Origin of the sequence: Flavobacterium hankyongi (assembly GCF_036840915.1) — a bacterium.
Taxonomy (GTDB): Bacteria; Bacteroidota; Bacteroidia; order Flavobacteriales; family Flavobacteriaceae; genus Flavobacterium; species Flavobacterium hankyongi.
Genome location: NZ_CP085725.1, coordinates 2,141,468 through 2,161,744 on the forward strand (window position 1 = coordinate 2,141,468; position 20,277 = coordinate 2,161,744).

A 20,277-nucleotide genomic window follows, 5' to 3' on the forward strand; every position below is an offset into this window, starting at 1 on the left:
TTATCGTTTTAAAGAGAAATGGGATTTAAATTCTTTGTTTTGTCCTTTTTCTTGGTAGAATACCACAAACCAGTAATCTGTTGATGGCAAGTCTTGTCCGTTAAAGGTACCGTTCCAACCACTACTCGAAGGTCTGATTTCTTTCAGTAATTTTCCAAATCTGTCAAAGATATGAATTTTTGAATTAGACTGACCTTGTAAGGCAGAAATATTCCACGTATCATGATAGCCATCACCATTTGGCGTGAAATATCTTGGAAAATCAATAAGTGTAGTAGTAATTGAAATATCTCCACACTGATGTACATCACGAACCGTGACTGTGTGTTCTCCAGGTGTTACATCTGTAAACACACTGCTGCTTTGGTAATCTCCACCATCTAACGAATATTCATAATTCCCTGCTGGTGTAGCCATTACATTAATACTCATTACATCTGCAAAATATTCTGAAGTAACTACATCTAAAGCCTGTGGCCATGATGATGGAACTACTGTAGCTTGTGCTGGTAATGGCGGACATACTGCCGATGTGAGTGGAGTTGCAATTGCAGTATAAGTTCCTGGTGCTGATGCTGTATATGAATTTCCTGATCCTCCTACTATCGCTCCTGAACTATCTGTCCATTGGAAACTATAATCTGTCGCGCTTAAATTAGCCGTAATTGTATAAGTATTCAACACAGCTCCTGAATTTGGATCCACACAAACATAGCCATTAGTTAAGGTCATCACTGGAGTGGTAAGTTTTTCAGGGTTTTTAAACGCTATCGATGCTCCCGATAAGCAACTTCCGTTACTAGCCTTTACCGTATAACTTATACCTGCTGTCATACCTGTAATAACTCCACCTGCGCCTACTGTTGGACCTGTTGGGGTGAAAACATACGTCTGTGCAGCATTATAATTGGTAATTGTACTCAACCCATCTGCCGCACATGTAGCCGCTGTTGTTGCTGTCGTTGGAACTACTGGAGTAACTAACATTGCTGCATTACTAAATGCCGCTGATGCAACTGATGAACAACTTCCATTACCTGCCGTCACGGTATAACTCGTTCCTATAACCATACCTGTAATCACTCCACCTGCTCCAACTGTAGGACCTGCTGGGGTGAAAGTATAAGTTAACGTCGCAACATAATTGGTAATCGTACTTGATCCATTTGCTGTACAAGTTGCTGATGCTGTGTTTATTGTTGGAACTACAGGAGTTGTAAGCATAACTGGATTATTAAATGATGCCGAAGCTGCCGATGTACAACTTCCATTACCTGCCGTCACGGTATAACTCGTTCCAGCAATCATACCTGTAATAACTCCACCTGCGCCTACTGTTGGACCTGTTGGGGTGAAAGTATAGGTTTGACCCGCTACATAATTTGTAATCGTGCTTGATCCAGCTGCTGTACATGTAGCCGCTGTTGTTGCTGTCGTTGGAACTACTGGAGTAACTAACATTGCTGCATTACTAAATGCCGCTGATGCAACTGATGAACAACTTCCATTACCTGCCGTCACGGTATAACTCGTTCCTATAACCATACCTGTAATAACTCCACCTGCGCCTACTGTAGGACCTGCTGGGGTGAAAGTATAAGTTAACGTCGCAACATAATTGGTAATCGTACTTGATCCATTTGCTGTACAAGTTGCTGATGCTGTGTTTATTGTTGGAACTACAGGAGTTGTAAGCATAACTGGATTATTAAATGATGCCGAAGCTGCCGATGTACAACTTCCATTACCTGCTGTCACGGTATAACTCGTTCCTGCAACCATACCTGTAATCACTCCACCTGCGCCTACTGTTGGACCTGTTGGGGTGAAAGTATAGGTTTGAGCTGCTACATAATTTGTAATCGTGCTTGATCCATCTGCTGTACATGTAGCCGCTGTTGTACTAGTTATTGGAACTACTGGAGTAATTAGCATTGGTAAATTACTAAATGCTGCTGATGGAGCAGAAGAACAAGTCGCATTAGTTGCTGTTACTGTATAAGATGTTCCAACCAACATACCTGTAATAACTCCACCTGCGCCTACTGTAGGACCTGCTGGGGTGAAAGTATAAGTTAACGTCGCAACATAATTGGTTATCGTACTTGATCCATTTGCTGTACAAGTTGCTGATGCTGTGTTTATTGTTGGAACTACAGGAGTTGTAAGCATAACTGGATTATTAAATGATGCCGAAGCTGCCGATGTACAACTTCCATTACCTGCTGTCACGGTATAACTCGTTCCTGCAACCATACCTGTAATCACTCCACCTGCGCCTACTGTTGGACCTGTTGGGGTGAAAGTATAGATTTGAGCTGCTACATAATTTGTAATCGTGCTTGATCCATCTGCTGTACATGTAGCCGCTGTTGTACTAGTTATTGGAACTACTGGAGTAATTAGCATTGGTAAATTACTAAATGCTGCTGATGGAGCAGAAGAACAAGTCGCATTAGTTGCTGTTACTGTATAAGATGTTCCAACCAACATACCTGTAATAACTCCACCTGCGCCTACTGTAGGACCTGCTGGGGTGAAAGTATAAGTTAACGTAGGATCGTAATTTGTGATTGTGCTCGATCCATCTGCTGTACATGTTGGTGCTGTTGTTCCAACAAGCGGTATTGAAGGTGATCCCGGAGGGGTATTAATGGTAACAGGAGTTGTCGAAGATACACAAGAAGAACTGATATCTCTTACAATAACTATGTATGATCCAGGTGGTAATCCTGGAAATAATGGATTAGATTGATAGTTCATGCCATTATCGACACTATATTCATAACCCGCTCCTAATGGAGAAGTTACAGTAATGGAACCTGTAGTCACCGTACATGTTGGTTGAACAACCGTTACTGCTGGCGCTGTTGGAGCTGGATTTATTGTCACAGTGAATGTTGGTGCCGAAAATGCTGGACAACTTCCCGATGCAACTATATCATAATGAACTGTATATGTATTAGGTGTACTACCATTTGGTGTAATTGCTCCTGTAGTTGGATCTATAATCAATCCTGCTGGTGTAGCACTAAAAACACCTCCCGATGTCAATGCACTTAATGTTACAGCCTGTGGCGATGTAATCGACTCACAATAAGTAGCAGGTGTGTAACTAAAACTTCCACTTGGACCAGCTGTAGTATTTAGTAAAAAAGATGTTTCAAAAGTACAACCTGTATTATTCAAATCTTCTATTATTACCCAAATAGACTCACCTGCACCAGCACTAGAATAAGTCGCCAAGCTTCCATTTGGAATAACAGGACCAGTAGCAGAACCTGAGTGATACACAATACTAAAATCAGAAGCATTTTGCCCATTTAACATATAAACATTTTGATTAAGATTATATGTGTATGGAGGTCCACTTACAGATGTACACGCAATTAAATCAAGTGGTTCAACCAAAGGATTTGTATAATATATAACTTGAAAATCATCTCGAGCAATTAAGCAGCCTGTTGAATTATAAACACTTAATTGATAAATTCCAGGTTGAGTTACCGTTATTGATGGTGTAGTAATACCTGTCATAACATAAGTATCATGGGTCCATACAATAGTATTTCCAACGGGACTTATCCCTGAATTAATAGTAACTGGACCTTCGCAACCTATATATGAATCTGCACCAGAAGCATCAGTTAATACCAATGGTTCAATCTTAAAATCTTTAAGAAAAACAGCTGAATCATATAAATTATCAGATGCGTTTCCAATTGCTAATTTAATATGATATGTTTGTCCACAGATTAACTCAGCTTGTGCACTCAAGTTTTTTGTAAAACCATCATACTGTACCGAGTAAGCTGGATTCCATGTAGTTGGATTTTGACCTGTTGTTAAATTATTATAGTAATAAGCGCAATTATTACATGGTCCATTATTTGCATTTCCATTATTAACTGTATTAATAGTGGTTGGTGTTGTGGTAGAAGGCACTATGGCAATATTTTTTGCCACACCCCCACTAAATGGTCCTGAAATGCCAGGTCCACTTAAAAAAAAACCAAAACTATCGTTTATACTGCCAACAAATTCAGGATATTCTTCTGAAGCAAAAACAAAATCAAAACGCAAATTAGGTCCAGTTGCCAAAAAATCGAATTCAATAATCGCAACATTTCTAATTGTTTGACCAGAAAGTAAAGCTAAGTCTGGATCATTTTGTGTTGGCGTGGTAGTTTGCAAACTAGCAGCACCAGAATTATTGGGTCCAAGAGCAACTTGTGCATTACCTGTTGATAAAATTAAACCTCTATCAAGTCCTAAATTAGTAGGATTAAAATTGGTAACAAACTCTCCTACTTGATCTCGAATCGCACTAGCATTTGCAGTAGAACCATTAAATTTAATATTAAATGGAGTTACTCCATTGCCTACCAACACATTTTGGACTAACTGTGCTGGAGTTTGAGTATTGTTTACTGTAAGCTGTGCTTGTGCAAAAATCACAAAAAACAATAAAATTAATAAGTAAAGTTTCTTCATTTATAGTTGTGTGTTAAAATAAACGTTAAAAAGTTATAATTTGCCAAATTTACACTTTCAAATGGATTTTGTTTGTTAATTTTGCAAAAAAAATAACAGTAATGAAATTAATCACTATAAAAAGCACTCAAAACCCGAATATATTGAAATTTGAATTTTCATATTTTATTAGCCCAAATCAAAGTTTTGAGTTTAAAAACATAGACGAATGCAAGGATTCTAAACTTGCTCAGCAACTATTCTACCTTCCTTTTGTTAAAACAGTTTACATTTCGGGAAATTTTATCGCTATTGAAAAATTTAGCATCGTAGAATGGGACGATGTAAAACATGAAGTGGCAGAACAAATGGAAACTTATGTTAATGCTGGTGGAGAGGTTGTAAAACCTAAAGAGGAAAATAAAAAAGTACCTGTAACAGTTTATGCAGAGAGCACACCAAATCCTTCTGTAATGAAGTTTGTCGCGAGTCGTTTATTAACTAAAAGCATTGTAGAATGTAAAAACATAGACGAAACACAAGCTTCACCTCTCGCAAAAGAATTATTTAAATTCCCTTTTGTAAAAGAAGTTTTTATCGATGAAAACTACATTTCTATAACCAAGTATACTGTTAGTGAGTGGCAAGATGTTACCAATGAAATTAGAACATTTATTAAAGATTTTATTGAAAGCGGAAATATTGCCGTTGATGAAACCAAAGTTGAACAATTAGAAAATCAAGAAAAACAACAAATTAAAAACTTCGACAATCTAGATGTTACTTCTCAAAAAATAATCAATATAATAGAAGAATATATTAAGCCTGCAGTTGCAGCTGATGGTGGGAATATATTGTTTGATTCATTTTCGGAAAACGACAAAACAGTAAAAGTAATTTTACAAGGAGCATGTAGTGGTTGTCCATCATCAACTTTCACACTTAAGAACGGTATTGAAAACATGCTAAAAGAAATGCTTCATGATCAAGAACTTAAAGTTGAAGCCTTAAACGGATAGACTTTTGTTTTTATTTTTATAATTCATAACTTTAAGGGAATTAACAACTAAAAACCAATAAGTTATGTCAGTATTAAAAGTAATTGAAGTTTTGTCAAGTTCGACAACCAGTTGGGAAGATGCAACATCTAAAGCAGTAGAAAAAGCATCAAAATCTGTTAAACATATTCGTTCCGTTTATGTACAAGATCAAAGCGCAACAGTAAAAGACGGAAAAGTAACTGAATACAGGGTTAATTTGAAGTTGACTTTTGAAATTGAGTAATAAATAAACATCCATATAAAAACGCACTTCAGATGAAGTGCGTTTTTTCTTTAATCTTATGATAAAAATTCGTAATATTACTGTAATTAACTTAAAATCAAATCAAAATGGGAATTGGAAGTTTTTTTAAGAATCTATTTGGCTCAAAAGAAAAAGTAGAAGAAATCACTGAAAAAGTAAGTGATTTTGCCGATGATGCTATTGCCAAGGCAAAAGAAAGCGCAGCGCCACTTGTAGACAAAGTTGAGGATTTTGCTGAACAAGCTGGTGAGAAAATCAAAGAATTTGTTCCTAAAGCTGCAGAAACAATAGACAACATAGTTGATACTGTAAAAGAAAAGGCAGAAGCTGCAATAGACAAAGTTGAAGATTTAGCACATGGAGCAGTAAATTCTGCAGAAGAAAAAGCAAACAACTTTGTTGATGAAAAATTAGACAATACAACAGAAGAAACTAAGTAATTATTTAGCTGATGATGTAGTAATCATAAAATCCTTTAGATAAAAAGGCTCAAAGTAAGCGACATTAACAGTGTCGCTTTTTTTATATTTTTCAAATGCTAAAGCTCCCATTTGTTTTGAAGATGGAAAAATAGAATCATCATGATAAACAAATTTTTTATCTTTTAAAACCTCTTTACATTTAGCCGCACCATCACCTACAAAATGGATTATTTCATCAATATCAGAAAATGAATCTTCAGTAATAATTTCAGATTTAATTTCTCTTTTTAAAACAAAATCTGAACTAAAAACAGCTGTATAACACTCCATCCTTCTAGCATCAATCATAGGAACAATTACACCTTTATCTATAGAAAGTTTTCTGGCTAACACCTCTAATGTATCAATTGCTATTAAAGGAATATTTAACGCATAACAAATACCTTTAGCTGCTGAAACACCAATCCTCAGACCAGTATAAGAACCTGGCCCTTGACTTACTGCAACAGCCGATAATTTTGAGAAATCAATTTGAACTTCTTTCAAAACTTCTTCAATAAAAACATGTAGTTTTTCAGCATGTGAATATCCTTCCTCAGATACTTCTCGTGTACTTATTGTATCACCATTTAACGATAGTGATACTGAACAATTTTTAGTTGCTGTTTCTATTGAAAGAATATATGTCATAACAAAGTATTATAATTGCAAAGGTATTAAAAAACAAAAAGCTCCAAAACTTAAAAGTTAAAGAGCTTTTCAGAAATAATCAATTAAAATTTAATTTTTAGCTGTCTTTTTTATCTTTGATTTTTTTGCTTTCCGCTTCTTTTTCCTCTTTGGTTTTCACATAAACCTGATCACCAGGATTAAGCTCTTTAGTTACAACCGTATAAGGCCCAGAAACAATTGTTTCTCCCTTTTTCAATCCGCTAAGTACTTCTATAAAAGTATCGTCTTGAATTCCAGTAGTAACAATTCTTAATTTTACTTTATCACCACTTTTTACAAAAACACACTCATAGCGTTTTTCGTTTTTTACGACTGGCTTATTTCCTTCTTCTTCATTTTTAGCATCCTTATCAATATAAGCATTCCTTGTCGCAGTAGTATCAGTACGCATTACCACCGAACTGATTGGCACAGCAACAATATTTTCTTTTCTTTCAGTAATAATATCTACCGTAGCTGTCATTCCCGGTCTAAAAGGTGAAAAATTAGACGGTTTCCCTTTAAGTAAGTCAGCATAAGATTCTTTTACAATTCTTACTTTCACTTTAAAATTAGTCACCTGATCAGCAGAGAGTGCCGTACTTGCAGAGTTTGAAATACTAGTTACAATTCCTTTAAATTCTTTTTTCAAGTAAGCATCAACTTCAACTTTAGCAGAATCACCTATTTCAATTTTCACAATATCGTTTTCATTAACATCAACTTCAACTTCCATATTATTAAGGTTTGCAACCCTCATCATTTCAGTACCTGCCATTTGTTGAGTTCCTAAAACTCTTTCTCCTAATTCTACATCAAGCTTTGAAATAGTTCCGTCAACTGGGGCATAAATTGCTGTTTTACCTAAATTTTCTTTAGACTCACTCACTGTTGCCGAAGCACTTTCTACATTATAATATGCCGCTTGTTTTGCTGCTTGAGCTCCTTCAAATGTTGCTATTGACTTTTCCCATTCAGAACGAGAGATTACTCCTTTTTCAAAAAGTTTTTTATTACGCTCATAATTTGATTTAGCTTCTTTAAACTGTGCATCAGCTTGACTTAATCCTGCTTTAGTATTAGACAAACCAGATTTTGATCTATTTAAACCAGAAACATATAATTCAGGATTAACCCTAACCAATAAATCTCCTTTTTTAACTATTTGTCCTTCTTTTACAGGCAAAGCAATAATTTCTCCAGAAACTTCAGATGATATTTTAACCTCTATTTCGGGCTGAATTTTCCCAGTAGCCGAAACTGTTTCTACCACAGTTCTATGTTCAACAATAACTACTTCTACCTCAGTTCCTTTCTTTTTATTACCAATAACACCACTTTTACTTAAACCAAGCAAAGTAATTATCAATAAAACGGTTCCACCAAGTAATATATATTTTGTTTTTTTTGTCATGATACTATTGTTTTGTAAAAATCGGAATACCGAAATAGAATTCTAAAATTTTTGTTCTAAAAATATAGTCATATTTTGTTCTTAACACTTCAGATTGAGCTGTGATAAACATATTTTGAGCTTGATTAAAATCAAATACATTCATTAATCCAACTTCATATCTTTCTTTAGCATATTCCAATGCTTTTTGTCTTGCTTCATACGAAACTATAGCTGCTTCATACGATTTTTGAGCTCCTTTTGTATCTGTATAAGCTGTATAAACCGTTCTTTCTAAATCAACTTCAGATTGTTGTAGTGCAATTTTTGAACGTTCCAACGCAATTTTTGATCTGGAAACACTATTTCGTGCTGCAAAACCATTAAAGATTGGCACCTGCAATGAAAGCCCAAAATTTTGACCTTTATTATTGCTAAACTGATTAAAAACAGCATCTGGCTTACCTAAAATAGGCGAAAAATTAGGCTGAACTACTTCTTGTCCCGTTCCATCAACATATCCAATTACTGAAGTTGGATTTGAAGCATTTGGAACAATACCAACAACTCTGTCAGAATAAGCGGCTCTAGTATTAAAACTGTAAAATCCAGTTAATGATGGTTGATAAGCAGCACGTGCAATTTTCACGTCTTTTTCTGCAATCGACACATTAGTTTGAGCAATTTTTAATTCAGTACGTAATTCCTTTGCTTTATCATAAATCGTTTTAGGATCTTGAAGTAAGATTCCACTTTCGGGAACAACCACATCTCCATCAGCAATATCAAAAGTTGTAAATTCTTTTAACTGCAATAACTGAGCTAAACTTAATTTAGAAATCAACAATGCATTTTCTGCAGCAATTAACCTTTGATTATCTGTAGCTACTGTCGCTTTAACATCCAACAAATCTCCTTTAGGAATAACGCCAGCTTCAACAAGTTCAGTTGTTTTTTCCAATTGCTTGTTATCATAAGCTAATTGCTCTTGTTGCACCTTCACGCTTTCTTTATTAAATACAATTTGCAAATAAGCATTAACCACATTTAAAGAAACGTCTTCCTGTATTTTCGTTAACTGATACTGAGAAGCAATTATCGAAAGATTAGCTTTTCTAAGTTGGTTTTGATTTTGCAAACCCTTGTAAATATCAACATTGACATTTAATCCTGCAGAAGTAAACTGTGTTGTTTGATTTTCTAATAAACCTGTAGTGATATTTTGGTTTAAACCTATATTCCATGAATGTGAAGCCTGACCATTGACGGTTGGCAAGAAATTACCAAAAGCATCACTCTTACTTATTTTAGATGTTTGATTATCTAAAACAGTTTGCTTTATTGAAATATTATTTTTAATAGCGTAGTCTACACATTCTTCTAAGGTCCACTTTTTTTCTTGCCCAAAAGACTGAAGTGACATAAAAAGAATTATAAATAAACCACTAATTTTAATTTGCTTCATTTGTAATTGAAAGTGTATTTCAAATTTAATTATTTACCAATTAAATCTTACATAATTTCACAATAAGACATCTGATTTTCTTTTTTGTTACATTTTTGAAACAATATTTTTTAGAAAATAATTTACATTTGCTGACCAACACCTTGTTATGAAAAGATATTTTTTTGTTATGGCCTTCAGTTTGATAGGATTTTTATTTAATAGTTGCTCGAGTTCACAAAAAATCGAGTTAATGAAGCCAGAACCTGATGAAGCCTTGCCTATAAAATACCCCATAACATCTTCTTACATTAGTTTTCCAGTAAACTTATCATTAAAAGACATAGAAACTCAAACTAACAAATCATTAAATGGATTGATTTATGAAGACAATGATTTAGAAGATGATAAAACTCAAATGAAAATTTGGAAAAGCGCTCCTATTTTAATTTCTGAAGAAAATAATAAACTAAAAACTATTGTTCCGCTAAAAATTTGGGCTAAAGTAAAATATGGCACAGATGCTTTAGGAATGAATATTTATGACATTAGAGAGTTTAATTTAAACGGAACTATAACTCTTTTAAGTGATGTAAAAATGAGTAATTGGAAAGTCACTACAATTACATCATTAGAAAATATTGAATGGCAAGAAAGCCCAACAATAACTATCGCAGGAAAATTAGTATCTATAACTTACTTAGTAAACCCAACAATAAGAATATTCAAATCTAAAATCGAGAGAAAGATAGACGAATCACTGAATAAGACATTGGATTTTAAATCCAACATGCTCGATTTAATGCAAAAAGTAAGTGATCCAATCGAAATGAGTGCTACTTATCAATCTTGGTTAAAAGTAACTCCGCAAGAATTGTATGCAACCGAAGCTCAACTTAAAGCGAATGCCGTTAACTTGACTGTAGGACTAAAGTGTTTGATGGAATCAAGCATTGGTTTAAAACCAAAATCGTTTTTTGATAGAAATAAAATTGTTTTAAAAACCACTTCTAATTTACCTGATAAAGTTGTTGCAAACATTACTGCAGTTTCTACTTTTCAGGATGCATCAAGAATAATGACACAGAACTTCAAAGGACAGGAATTTGGCTCTGGAAAAAGAAAAGTGACAATTCAGAATGTTGAAATTTGGCACAAACGTGGCAAAATGATAATTGCATTAGATATGTTGGGAAGTCTTAATGGAAGAATTTATCTTTCAGGTTTGCCTCAATTTGATGCTGAAAAAAAAGAATTATATTTTGATGACTTAGATTATGCCTTGGAAACAAAAAGTCGTTTAATGAAAACTGCCAACTGGCTTTTTCAAGGAATGGTTTTAACCAAAATAAAAGAAAGTTGCCGCTATTCTATTCAACCTAATTTAGACGAAGGAAAGAAGACAATGCTTCAATACCTAAATAACTACTCTCCTGTAACTGGCGTTTTTGTAAATGGAAAAATGAATGATATAACTTTTGAAAAAGTACAACTTACAAATACCTCTATAGTTGCTTTTTTAGGAATAACTGGAAATATTAAGGTAAACATCAACGGAATGTAGAAACTAACTAATTTTCTTTTTTTGGAACATTTTATAAACTGCAAAGCCTATTAATGCCACTAAAACATAAGGAATAACCATTAAATACACTATCCCATCGTTAACAGCTTCTGCTTGAGAAACATCTCCTGTACTTTCTAAAGAAGCTCTACACATAGCACATTGAGCATTTGAAGTAACTGGCAATAGAAAATAAGCAACAAACAATAAAGCTGTTGCTTTTAACTTTTGAATTTCAAGTTTTGAATTTCGACTAATTAACATAATAAGGAGAAATCATAAGATAAACTACAACACCAGTAACTGCTACATACAGCCAAATAGGAAAAGTAATTTTTGCTATTTTTTTGTGCTTGTCAAAACGTTCAGCTAAAGCCCTTACATAAGTAATTAATACCAAAGGAATAATTACAATTGAAAGTGTTATGTGTGTAATTAATATAAAGAAATAAATTGCTCTCATCGCTCCTTCACCACCATAAGGCGTTGCTTCAGCAGTCATATGATACGCTACATACATAGCCAAAAATGCAACAGACAAACCAATTGCTATTTTCATTAAATTTTCATGAAGCCTTCTCTTTCCATTTTTAATAGAAATAACGGCCCAAACTAAAATAATAGCAGTAATTCCGTTTATGGTAGCATAAATTGGAGGTAAAAAAGACAAAGGTTTTACATCAAATCCAAAATCTTTCAATTTAACTTTAAACAGCAAGGCAACTACTAAAGGTATTGCAACCGATAAAATTGTAATCCAAACGTTATATTTTTTTTCTGTATTGTTTTCCATTATTCTGCTAGTAGTTTTGTTATATCTTGCTTCAATTGTTTTACTCCTTCTTCTTTTAATCCGTCATAATATATAATTGGATTACCAAAATCATCTTTGCGGCTTCTAATATTTCCTTCTTTATCTATCAACGCAAATAATCCCGAATGTTCGAATCCACCATTTACTTTTTTATTCTCTCCGACATATAAATTAAAGCCTTTATTAGCTATCCCAAAAATGCTCTCTTTATCTCCTGTCAAAAAGTTCCAATTCATTCCTTTTGCGCCAATATCTTCTGCATGTTTCTTTAAAATTTCCGGAGTATCATTTTCAGGATTGATTGTAATTGAAGCAATTCCAAAGTTTGTATTAGAAGCAAAACTTTCTTGAACAAACTTCATGTTTCTGTTCATAATAGGACAAATTGTAGGACAAGTTGAGAAAAAGAATTCTACAACATACACTTTACCCTTATAGGTTTCATTCGAAATAGTTTTATTGTCTTGATTAGTTAACGAAAACTTTGGTGCTGGTCCAATTGTCAACAAATCAGCTTTAGCAGTACTTGTATCACCAATAGAGTTTAATCGATCACCTTTTACAACATCATTGTTTTTGATACGTTCGACAATTTTTGGAATAACTAAAATTCCAAAAACTAAAATGACAAAAGCCATTCCTATGTAAGACTTATTTTTCATTCTTTACTTTTTTTCGTGTAAACGGAAGTCCTTTTTACTGTTATTTCTTTTTAATGCTAGACGGTATTCACGTAGCATAATTTTAACGTCATCTGACATATCGTTATGCAAATCAGCAGCTGAAGTAGTATTGTAACTTTCCTTATATTCCTCCACCCCTTCTTTATTCTTACCTTTTCTCCCTCTGTGATTTCTATCTTTATCTAGAATAATGACTGCGGATGTACTTTTATCAGCATCAAGCTTACCAACCAAATGAAATGAATCATAATAGGCTTGAATTTCTTCGGGTTTAGCAAAAACAAATTTCCATGCTTTCATATTTTCAGTAAAACCAGAAAGCTTTTCTATTAACTCTTTAACTTGCTCTTGAGATCCCTCATTGGCAATCATTACAATTTGAAAGTCTTTAAAACCAACATACTTATCATATATCTTTTGATTTAAATTGAATATGTTTCCTTGATTTTTCTTTATATCACTTCCTAAAAAACCCACAACAGATATTTTATCCTTGAGAGTAATCGTTTTTCCATCTAAAGATGGCCAATTAGGCAGTTCTTTATTATTCTTAGAAATAGTAGGTAAAAAAAGTTGATTGTGTGTAGCTGAAGCAAATATTAAATAAATAACAATTGGCAATGCTAACAAGACAAGTAGTATTAGTTTTTTCTTCATAAGAAAAAGAAATTTTAGTAGGTACAAAAATAAAAAAATCCCGACGAATCGGGATTTAATTTTAAATAATATGTTGTTAAAAATTCCACTTAATTGTAGAAGTTTTAAATACGTCATAAATATAATCTGCTTCTACCAATAAAATGAAAACCAAATAGATAATCAAAAATACTAGCGGCCCTACAATTGACCAACGAAGTGATGCTTTTTCACCTTCTAAGTGCATGAAAGCCCACATAATTCCGTATGCTTTTGCAACTGTTAAGATTATAAAGATCCAGTTTAAAAGGTTCATCCCCAAAACATTTGTAAAATGCAATGAATGAGGTTTATAAATACCTAGTGCAACCTCTACTACTGTGATTAGTGATAATATCCCGAAAACTTTCCAGATTCTACCAACGTTTGATTCGTGTGCGTGTCCCATAATAACTTAATCTTTTAAATTACACTAAATAGAAGAATGTAAATACGAATACCCAAACTAAATCTACAAAGTGCCAGTATAATCCAACTTTCTCTACCATCTCGTAGCTTCCTCTTCTTTCGTAAGTTCCTAATAAAACATTTAAGAAAATGATGATATTAATAACTACTCCTGAGAATACGTGGAAACCGTGGAAACCTGTAATAAAGAAGAAGAAATCAGCAAATAATCTGTTTCCGTACTCATTACGTTTTAAATTAGCTCCTTCTACTACATATTTAGCATTTTCAACTAATTTAAGAGACTCTTCGCGAGATAATACAATTTTATGTTTTGTAGTTGCATCTATCTTTTCAGAACGAACTAAAATTCCTTCATTAGCTTTAAACCCTTCAACAACTTGGTTTACAGAAACCGAAGTTAATGCTGGCTCATCAACAAACCACAATCCATTACTTCTTTTGTGTTGAACTCTTTCTTCTGGAGTATTTGAAGCAAATTCTGAAAGTGATACTCTTGCATAACCTGAAGGTTGTGTTTTATCAACTTTAACAAATTGCAACAACGACCCTCCTTTTGTTTCAATAGCTCCATGCTCACCCTTGATGAAGTTTTTCCACTCCCAAGCTTGAGAACCTACGAATATTAAACCACCAATGATAGTTAAGAACATATACAAAACAACTTTATTCTTTTTCATTTGGTGTCCTGCATCTACAGCTAATACCATAGTTACAGATGAGAAAATTAGAATAAAAGTCATTAACGCCACATAGTACATTGGCGCTGGCACTCCATGCATGAAAGGGAAGTGAGTAAACACCTCATCTGCCAAAGGCCATGTTTCAATAAATTTAAATCTCGAAAAACCGTAAGCGCCAAGGAATCCAGAGAATGTTAACGCATCGGAAACGATGAAAAACCACATCATCATTTTACCATAGCTAGCATTCATCGGCTCATTTCCGCCGCCCCAAGTTTTACCTTCAGCACTTGTAGTAACTGTCGTTGCCATAGAATTATAATTAAAAAGTTGTCAAATGTACGTTTTTTTCTTATTTTACGAAATACAAAAACAAAAACAAATATACCCAAAGAAAATCTAAAAAATGCCAAAACATTGCACCTAGCTCAATTCCAGTGGTTTGAGTTGAATTGTATTTTTGTTTAAAATGATTATAAATTATAATTAATAAAGAAATTATTCCTCCAAACAAGTGAGCCATATGCAAAATGGTAAGCATATAAAGGAAAGATGACGTCACATTACTTTCTGCACCGGTGAAATAATACCCCATTTCTACCACTTGGCTAAATCCTTTAAACTGAAAAAACACAAAAGCAATTCCCAATACTAAAGTCGCTAGCAAAAACAAAGTGGTATTTTTTCTATCATCTTTTTTAATTGAAAGTTTAGCCATATGAATAGTAATACTACTCACAATAATGATTAAAGTACTAATTGTAAAAGCTTGAGGAAGCACCATAGTGTGAACCCAGTCTTTTCGGGACGCACTTACTAAATAGGCACTGGTTAAACCTGCAAACATCATAAACATACTTAGCATTCCAAACAATAAAATAAGCTTGTATGATCTAGCTGTTTTTTGTTTGTGCTCCTCTATTGTCATAGCCTCCATAGTAGTTATTATCTTAAAAATTTATCTGTTATATATACAATTTGTAAAAGTGAGATATACGAAACACTCACTAACATTAATGTTTTAGCGGTTTTATCATCTCTTTTTTGATATAGCATTACTGCCGCTCTAAGCATCCATAATCCCAAAAAGACAACCACAATTGTTGCTACTGTTGACAAATACAATTGACCAGTATAACCAAAAGTTGGCAAAACCGAAGCTACTACTAACCACACAGTATATAATATGGTTTGCATTGCAGTCGATTTATCTTTATGCCCTGTTGGCAGCATATAAAAACCACCCTTTTTATAATCTTCATACAAAAACCAACCAATTGCCCAGAAATGAGGAAATTGCCAAAAAAATTGAATAAGAAAAAGCGTTCCCGCTTCTATACCAAATTCACCCGTTGCAGCAACCCATCCCAACATAAAAGGAATAGCTCCTGGAAAAGCCCCAACAAAAACTGACAAAGGTGTTATTGTTTTTAGTGGCGTATACACACAAGTATAAAGAAATATAGAAATTGCGCCAAACATGGCCGTTTTTTCATTTATATTATAAAGGATAGTTAATCCTATAATGGTTAAAACTGAAGCAACTACAAACGCTGTTTTAACCGACATTCTACCTGAAGGAATTGGTCGATTCTTAGTTCGATCCATCAAAGCATCTAAATCCTTTTCAATGATTTGATTGTATGCATTTGAAGCTCCTACCATACAATAACCACCAATAGCCAACATCAATAAAACATAAATACTATTAGTCGAAAAATAATCGACTCCTAGCAAATATCCTGCAAGTGATGAAAAAACCACACTAATCGCCAGACCGGCTTTAGTAATCTCTTTAAAGTCTATTAGAACAGATTGTATTGAAAATGACGTATTTGAATTGCTCAAGACAGCATACTTTTAAAACTTTTGCAAAGATAGGGATAAGCGATAGGAAAAATCAAATCTAATTTAGTTAATTTTAATAATCAAAGTACCAATTAAACAAATCTGATCGTAAACCTACAGAAAACCAAGTTGTATTTTCTTTGAATACATTTGGAGTATCTACCGAAGGTGAAAACTTTCTATAGATAAAATTGCCAAACAGCTTCATATTTGTAGATGGATTCAATAAATATCCTGCTTGAAGATCAGCAATTATGATATTTGCTTTATTTCCTTGACCAACAACAACTCCTTTATCATTCGATCTATTCTCATCATAATTTTGATAAATATTAGACCCATAGTTTAACTCAACATCATTAGGATTAGCTGTGTCAAAATCGAAACCTCGCACCCCGGCACTCATTTTTACTTCTCCAAACAACCTTTTCTTATTGTATCGAGCAATTGCAGTTATCTCTCTGAAATTTGACCCCCAAATATGCCCCATGCTTTGATTATTGTGTCCGTAATTTGTCAAAGGATTACTATGCGCATAAACATAAGGTCTTACATGATTGTATTCTGCTTGTAGATAAAGTCTTTTTACTCCAAACGCGTTGTAATATTTCGCTCCAAGTTGATACCCGAATTTATTTCTCCAACTTCTTTCACCAGAAGTCATATCACCTACCGCAAATTCATCTAGCAAAAATTGTCCGTAAAGATTTATATAATTATTCCATTTATATTTTGAAGTTAATCCTAACACTGCATTTCCACTTCGTGAAGAGGACGAAAATTCAACAGAACGATAAAATATAATTGGATTCACAAAATTCACATCAAATCCTCTATTATTTTGATTAGACCAAACGACAGATTCAAAAAAACCAATATTTAAACGTTTAGAAACATTCCAACTCAAATAATGATTCGCCATATATTTAGTAGCATATGTTCTATCTGTAGTAACATCAGACCTCACATCTTTTAACCACATATAAGTATTGGTATATTTGATTTTCCAAAAAGTAGTATTGATCTTAAAGTACGGATAAGGACTAGCTCCATCTCCTTCAAGCAAAGAACGATAACCATCCCCAATAAAATTTCTGCTATAGCCTAATTGTAAATCAAAAAACTTGCTTGGCTTAAATGTTATATTAGCATCTGCCGAAGGAAAGTCAAATTTTGTCTCTTTAAACTCTTTTGCAGGACCTATACCTGGAACTATAGCAGGATTTCCTCCTGAAGGTTTTATAGAAACAGCATATCTATTATAATAGTCAGCAAAAACACCCTGACTCTCATAAATAGTGGTTGTGAAGTTAATTTGACTACCTAATCCGCCTTGAATATTTATCGCTCTTGTATTTACAAACGTATAATCTTGCTTTGTTGGGTTACTTTTTCCCAGCCGCAAATCAAAAACTGGATTGATTGTGAACCAATAATCCTCTCCTTGAATGGCAACCATGTGCTCATCAAACAATTTTCTTCCCACCCAACTTTGCTTGTTTAGTTTAATTTGACTATAAGCTTCATTAAAATCATAGTATTTTGCAACTTCACTATAAGAATAAGGTTTAGACCCTGTATGATTATTTGTTCCAATTTGATTTATTTGCTCTTCAAATTGAGAATAATAATTATGAGAAAAAGGTATGTTTAAATTACTCGAAAATTGAGGATTTTTAAATTCTTTATAATTTATCGAAACTTGGTCATATTCTGGATGAACTTTATTTGCTAGAAACTTAGAATCGTTTTCCTTTCTTTCCTTCTCTAGCCTTTCTTCTTCTGCAATTTGAGCAGCACTTTGCAATGGTATAGCTATGTTAATTGTATACTTTGCATAGGTAGAATTGCCATTGTAAGTAGCAGGTTTAATTTTTGGCAAAGCCAAAAACACTCTTTTTGTTTCAGCTGTAAGCTCAGGATATTTAGCATCAATATACAGCACTTTAAAAACACCAGAAGTATCAACTTCAAAAAGAGTAATTACTCTTCCTTTAAAATTATTTTGTTTTGCAACATCAGGCACTTGGAAATTTTGATAAACAAAATCTTGAATTTGACTGTAGAAACAATTTTCTAAATCTTTATCAAAAACACTTTCACAAGCTGGAAAGACAGGGTGTTTTTCCTGATTACTTACTTGAGAAAAAGCATACTGACTAATAAAAAATAAAAGGAAAAGTGTTTTTTTCATGTAGTTTAATAATTATCGTTTGAAACTTCTCCTTTAGAAATCGCTTTTGCAGAAGAAGTACCAATGCGCTTTACCCCTAATTTTATCATTTCCATTGCCTCATCAATAGTTCGCACTCCTCCTGCAGCTTTTACTGGTAATGGACATGAATTTTCGAGCATCATTTTTATTGTATGTACTGTCGCTCCATTTGGTAAATCATCTTCCGTTTTGTAAAATCCTGTTGATGATTTTACGAAGACATTCTGATAATCATTTTCTTTGAAGTTACTAATAATAGTATTTTTAATTAATGCAGACAATTGAATAATTTGCTGATCTGTTAGTGCAGCTACTTCAATAATAAACTTTACAGCTTTTTTATTGAGTAAACCAATTTTAGTACATTCAATTATTTCGTTTTTGACCAAATTTGTTTCTCCTCTTTTAAAAGCTTGATAGTTTATAACATAATCTAATTCATCTACTGAATTATTAATTGCCTCTTGTGCTTCTTGAAGTTTTACATCAAAGTCAGAAGTTCCGTCAGGAAAATCAATTACAGTACCTATTAAAACATCTGATTTTGCTTTCGAAATCATTTGATGAGCCAATGATACTTTATCTGGACGAATCATTATTAACTTAAATCCTTCATCGATCGCCTCTTGAATAAATCCTTCAACTACTTTAGTATTTTCTTTTTCAGACAAACCAGCTTGTTCTGCTGTTTTTAAATAGGTAGAATCTAAATATTGCTTAATATTCATAAAATAATTATAAGGGTATAAAAATAGAAAAATCCCACCTAAGTGGGATCTTTTTTTGATTTTATTTGAAACAAGATTTTCTTTAATTACAAATTTTTACCTATCATTCTTTTTGAGATCAAAGCGCCTATTAAAGCTCCAAAACTATTTGCAACAGCATCCCAAACATCAGCCTGTCTATTTGTGGTTAACAATCCTTGTAATATTTCAATGATGACACCTAAAACAACTGCCGATAGAAATAAAAAAAACAAATATTTACTTATTCTTATTTTTTTAGAAATAAGATATCTAAACCATAAAAAAACAAATCCTAAATAGAACGTAAAATGTACTACTTTGTCAGCATTTTCAAAATAAAAGCTCGGCTCAGCACTAGGTGTTTTAAAACTGAAGTATAAAATAAAAACAGTCCAAAAAACAGCTATCCAAAAAGAATACTTATTAAGCGCCGATAAGAGTTTTATAATCTTCACTAGAAAGTAACGAATCTATTTCTGAAGCATCAGAAATTTTAACTTTTATCATCCAAGCTGCTCCATAAGGATCGGAGTTTACAACTTCAGGATTAGATTCTAATTCATTATTAAATTCTACTATTTCTCCTGAAAGAGGTAAAAATAAATCTGAAACTGTTTTTACTGCTTCAACTGTTCCAAAAACTTCGTCTTTACTTAACGTTTGATCTAAAGTATCAACTTCAACATACACAATATCACCCAATTCTTTTTGAGCAAAATCTGTAATTCCTACCGTAGCAATATCTCCATCGATGCTAACCCATTCGTGATCTTTAGTGTACTTTAAATTAGTTGGTATGTTCATTTTTTTGTGTTTTAATTCCGAACAAAAATAAAATTATTACGACAATAAATAATCCTTTTTCAAGA

Annotated in this window: 20 protein-coding genes; 4 read left to right on the plus strand and 16 right to left on the minus strand. The window is 33.2% G+C overall.

Annotated features, from left to right (window positions below; all coding sequences use genetic code 11):
- Nucleotides 1-4,494: a choice-of-anchor L domain-containing protein gene (locus LJY17_RS09970; RefSeq protein WP_264543677.1), complete on the minus strand. Its 4,494-nt coding sequence runs from the start codon at nucleotides 4,492-4,494 to the stop codon at nucleotides 1-3.
- Nucleotides 4,495-4,595: 101 nt separating this feature from the next.
- Here LJY17_RS09970 and LJY17_RS09975 point away from each other — a divergent pair, with 101 nt between their 5' ends.
- The 3 genes from LJY17_RS09975 (at nucleotide 4,596) to LJY17_RS09985 (ending at nucleotide 6,218) form a co-directional block, all read left to right on the plus strand.
- Nucleotides 4,596-5,492: a NifU family protein gene (locus LJY17_RS09975; RefSeq protein WP_264543678.1), complete on the plus strand. Its 897-nt coding sequence runs from the start codon at nucleotides 4,596-4,598 to the stop codon at nucleotides 5,490-5,492.
- Nucleotides 5,493-5,556: 64 nt separating this feature from the next.
- A complete protein-coding gene (locus tag LJY17_RS09980) occupies nucleotides 5,557-5,757 on the plus strand; it encodes a dodecin family protein (protein WP_264543679.1) in 201 nt (66 codons plus the stop codon).
- A 107-nt stretch (nucleotides 5,758-5,864) separates the two neighbouring features.
- Nucleotides 5,865-6,218, plus strand: a complete 354-nt coding sequence (locus tag LJY17_RS09985; RefSeq protein ID WP_264543680.1) for an Rv0909 family putative TA system antitoxin — start codon at nucleotides 5,865-5,867, stop codon at nucleotides 6,216-6,218.
- On the opposite strand, the gene tsaB is transcribed toward LJY17_RS09985, so the two are convergent.
- From tsaB to LJY17_RS10000, 3 genes are all read right to left on the minus strand, one after another.
- Nucleotides 6,219-6,890: a tRNA (adenosine(37)-N6)-threonylcarbamoyltransferase complex dimerization subunit type 1 TsaB gene (tsaB, locus tag LJY17_RS09990; RefSeq protein WP_264543681.1), complete on the minus strand. Its 672-nt coding sequence runs from the start codon at nucleotides 6,888-6,890 to the stop codon at nucleotides 6,219-6,221. It lies immediately after the preceding gene.
- 97 nt (nucleotides 6,891-6,987) lie between these two features.
- Entirely contained in the window at nucleotides 6,988-8,325 is a 1,338-nt protein-coding gene (locus tag LJY17_RS09995; protein WP_264543682.1) for an efflux RND transporter periplasmic adaptor subunit, read from the minus strand.
- 4 nt (nucleotides 8,326-8,329) lie between these two features.
- Nucleotides 8,330-9,769: a TolC family protein gene (locus LJY17_RS10000; RefSeq protein WP_264543683.1), complete on the minus strand. Its 1,440-nt coding sequence runs from the start codon at nucleotides 9,767-9,769 to the stop codon at nucleotides 8,330-8,332.
- Nucleotides 9,770-10,001: 232 nt separating this feature from the next.
- Between LJY17_RS10000 and LJY17_RS10005 the strand changes: the two genes are divergently transcribed.
- On the plus strand, nucleotides 10,002-11,312 hold the full coding sequence (locus LJY17_RS10005; protein WP_264543684.1) for a DUF4403 family protein: 1,311 nt from the start codon (nucleotides 10,002-10,004) through the stop codon (nucleotides 11,310-11,312).
- 3 nt (nucleotides 11,313-11,315) lie between these two features.
- On the opposite strand, the gene LJY17_RS10010 is transcribed toward LJY17_RS10005, so the two are convergent.
- From LJY17_RS10010 to gcvH, 12 genes are all read right to left on the minus strand, one after another.
- Nucleotides 11,316-11,576: a hypothetical protein gene (locus LJY17_RS10010; protein WP_264543685.1), complete on the minus strand. Its 261-nt coding sequence runs from the start codon at nucleotides 11,574-11,576 to the stop codon at nucleotides 11,316-11,318.
- Nucleotides 11,566-12,105, minus strand: coding sequence for a DUF420 domain-containing protein (locus tag LJY17_RS10015; protein WP_264543686.1), 540 nt, complete (start codon nucleotides 12,103-12,105; stop codon nucleotides 11,566-11,568). The genes LJY17_RS10010 and LJY17_RS10015 overlap by 11 nt, the downstream gene beginning before the upstream one ends.
- Entirely contained in the window at nucleotides 12,105-12,788 is a 684-nt protein-coding gene (locus tag LJY17_RS10020) for an SCO family protein (RefSeq protein WP_264543687.1), read from the minus strand. The genes LJY17_RS10015 and LJY17_RS10020 overlap by 1 nt, the downstream gene beginning before the upstream one ends.
- Nucleotides 12,789-12,791: 3 nt before the next feature.
- Nucleotides 12,792-13,466 carry a hypothetical protein gene (locus LJY17_RS10025; protein WP_264543688.1) on the minus strand — a complete coding sequence of 225 codons (675 nt, stop codon included), beginning with the start codon at nucleotides 13,464-13,466 and terminating at the stop codon, nucleotides 12,792-12,794.
- A 76-nt stretch (nucleotides 13,467-13,542) separates the two neighbouring features.
- On the minus strand, nucleotides 13,543-13,893 hold the full coding sequence (locus LJY17_RS10030) for a cytochrome C oxidase subunit IV family protein (protein WP_264543689.1): 351 nt from the start codon (nucleotides 13,891-13,893) through the stop codon (nucleotides 13,543-13,545).
- 19 nt (nucleotides 13,894-13,912) lie between these two features.
- Nucleotides 13,913-14,908, minus strand: a complete 996-nt coding sequence (locus tag LJY17_RS10035) for a cytochrome c oxidase subunit 3 (protein ID WP_264543690.1) — start codon at nucleotides 14,906-14,908, stop codon at nucleotides 13,913-13,915.
- A gap of 40 nt (nucleotides 14,909-14,948) precedes the next feature.
- Complete coding sequence (locus tag LJY17_RS10040; protein ID WP_264543691.1) at nucleotides 14,949-15,533, minus strand: cytochrome c oxidase subunit 3; 585 nt, start codon at nucleotides 15,531-15,533, stop codon at nucleotides 14,949-14,951.
- A gap of 8 nt (nucleotides 15,534-15,541) precedes the next feature.
- Nucleotides 15,542-16,444 (minus strand): heme o synthase, encoded by a 903-nt coding sequence (gene cyoE, locus LJY17_RS10045; protein WP_264543692.1) that lies wholly within the window; start codon nucleotides 16,442-16,444, stop codon nucleotides 15,542-15,544.
- A gap of 73 nt (nucleotides 16,445-16,517) precedes the next feature.
- Nucleotides 16,518-18,638: a gliding motility protein RemB gene (locus LJY17_RS10050; RefSeq protein ID WP_264543693.1), complete on the minus strand. Its 2,121-nt coding sequence runs from the start codon at nucleotides 18,636-18,638 to the stop codon at nucleotides 16,518-16,520.
- Nucleotides 18,639-18,643: 5 nt separating this feature from the next.
- The gene (gene deoC, locus LJY17_RS10055) at nucleotides 18,644-19,387 is read right to left on the minus strand and encodes a deoxyribose-phosphate aldolase (protein ID WP_264543694.1); all 744 of its coding nucleotides are present in this window, start codon (nucleotides 19,385-19,387) and stop codon (nucleotides 18,644-18,646) included.
- A gap of 86 nt (nucleotides 19,388-19,473) precedes the next feature.
- A complete protein-coding gene (locus LJY17_RS10060) occupies nucleotides 19,474-19,863 on the minus strand; it encodes a VanZ family protein (protein WP_264543695.1) in 390 nt (129 codons plus the stop codon).
- Nucleotides 19,832-20,212, minus strand: a complete 381-nt coding sequence (gene gcvH / locus LJY17_RS10065) for a glycine cleavage system protein GcvH (protein WP_264543696.1) — start codon at nucleotides 20,210-20,212, stop codon at nucleotides 19,832-19,834. Before gcvH ends, LJY17_RS10060 begins: the two co-directional genes overlap by 32 nt.
- Between the last annotated feature and the right edge of the window lie 65 nt (nucleotides 20,213-20,277).

Bases quoted from the DNA above. Each gene is read 5' to 3' on its own strand.
- LJY17_RS09970 (WP_264543677.1), bottom strand. From the start codon at position 4,494: ATGAAGAAACTTTACTTATTAATTTTATTGTTTTTTGTGATTTTTGCA.
- LJY17_RS09975 (WP_264543678.1), top strand. From the start codon at position 4,596: ATGAAATTAATCACTATAAAAAGCACTCAAAACCCGAATATATTGAAA.
- LJY17_RS09980 (WP_264543679.1), top strand. From the start codon at position 5,557: ATGTCAGTATTAAAAGTAATTGAAGTTTTGTCAAGTTCGACAACCAGT.
- LJY17_RS09985 (WP_264543680.1), top strand. From the start codon at position 5,865: ATGGGAATTGGAAGTTTTTTTAAGAATCTATTTGGCTCAAAAGAAAAA.
- tsaB (WP_264543681.1), bottom strand. From the start codon at position 6,890: ATGACATATATTCTTTCAATAGAAACAGCAACTAAAAATTGTTCAGTA.
- LJY17_RS09995 (WP_264543682.1), bottom strand. From the start codon at position 8,325: ATGACAAAAAAAACAAAATATATATTACTTGGTGGAACCGTTTTATTG.
- LJY17_RS10000 (WP_264543683.1), bottom strand. From the start codon at position 9,769: ATGAAGCAAATTAAAATTAGTGGTTTATTTATAATTCTTTTTATGTCA.
- LJY17_RS10005 (WP_264543684.1), top strand. From the start codon at position 10,002: ATGAAGCCAGAACCTGATGAAGCCTTGCCTATAAAATACCCCATAACA.
- LJY17_RS10010 (WP_264543685.1), bottom strand. From the start codon at position 11,576: ATGTTAATTAGTCGAAATTCAAAACTTGAAATTCAAAAGTTAAAAGCA.
- LJY17_RS10015 (WP_264543686.1), bottom strand. From the start codon at position 12,105: ATGGAAAACAATACAGAAAAAAAATATAACGTTTGGATTACAATTTTA.
- LJY17_RS10020 (WP_264543687.1), bottom strand. From the start codon at position 12,788: ATGAAAAATAAGTCTTACATAGGAATGGCTTTTGTCATTTTAGTTTTT.
- LJY17_RS10025 (WP_264543688.1), bottom strand. From the start codon at position 13,466: ATGAAGAAAAAACTAATACTACTTGTCTTGTTAGCATTGCCAATTGTT.
- LJY17_RS10030 (WP_264543689.1), bottom strand. From the start codon at position 13,893: ATGGGACACGCACACGAATCAAACGTTGGTAGAATCTGGAAAGTTTTC.
- LJY17_RS10035 (WP_264543690.1), bottom strand. From the start codon at position 14,908: ATGGCAACGACAGTTACTACAAGTGCTGAAGGTAAAACTTGGGGCGGC.
- LJY17_RS10040 (WP_264543691.1), bottom strand. From the start codon at position 15,533: ATGGAGGCTATGACAATAGAGGAGCACAAACAAAAAACAGCTAGATCA.
- LJY17_RS10050 (WP_264543693.1), bottom strand. From the start codon at position 18,638: ATGAAAAAAACACTTTTCCTTTTATTTTTTATTAGTCAGTATGCTTTT.
- deoC (WP_264543694.1), bottom strand. From the start codon at position 19,387: ATGAATATTAAGCAATATTTAGATTCTACCTATTTAAAAACAGCAGAA.
- gcvH (WP_264543696.1), bottom strand. From the start codon at position 20,212: ATGAACATACCAACTAATTTAAAGTACACTAAAGATCACGAATGGGTT.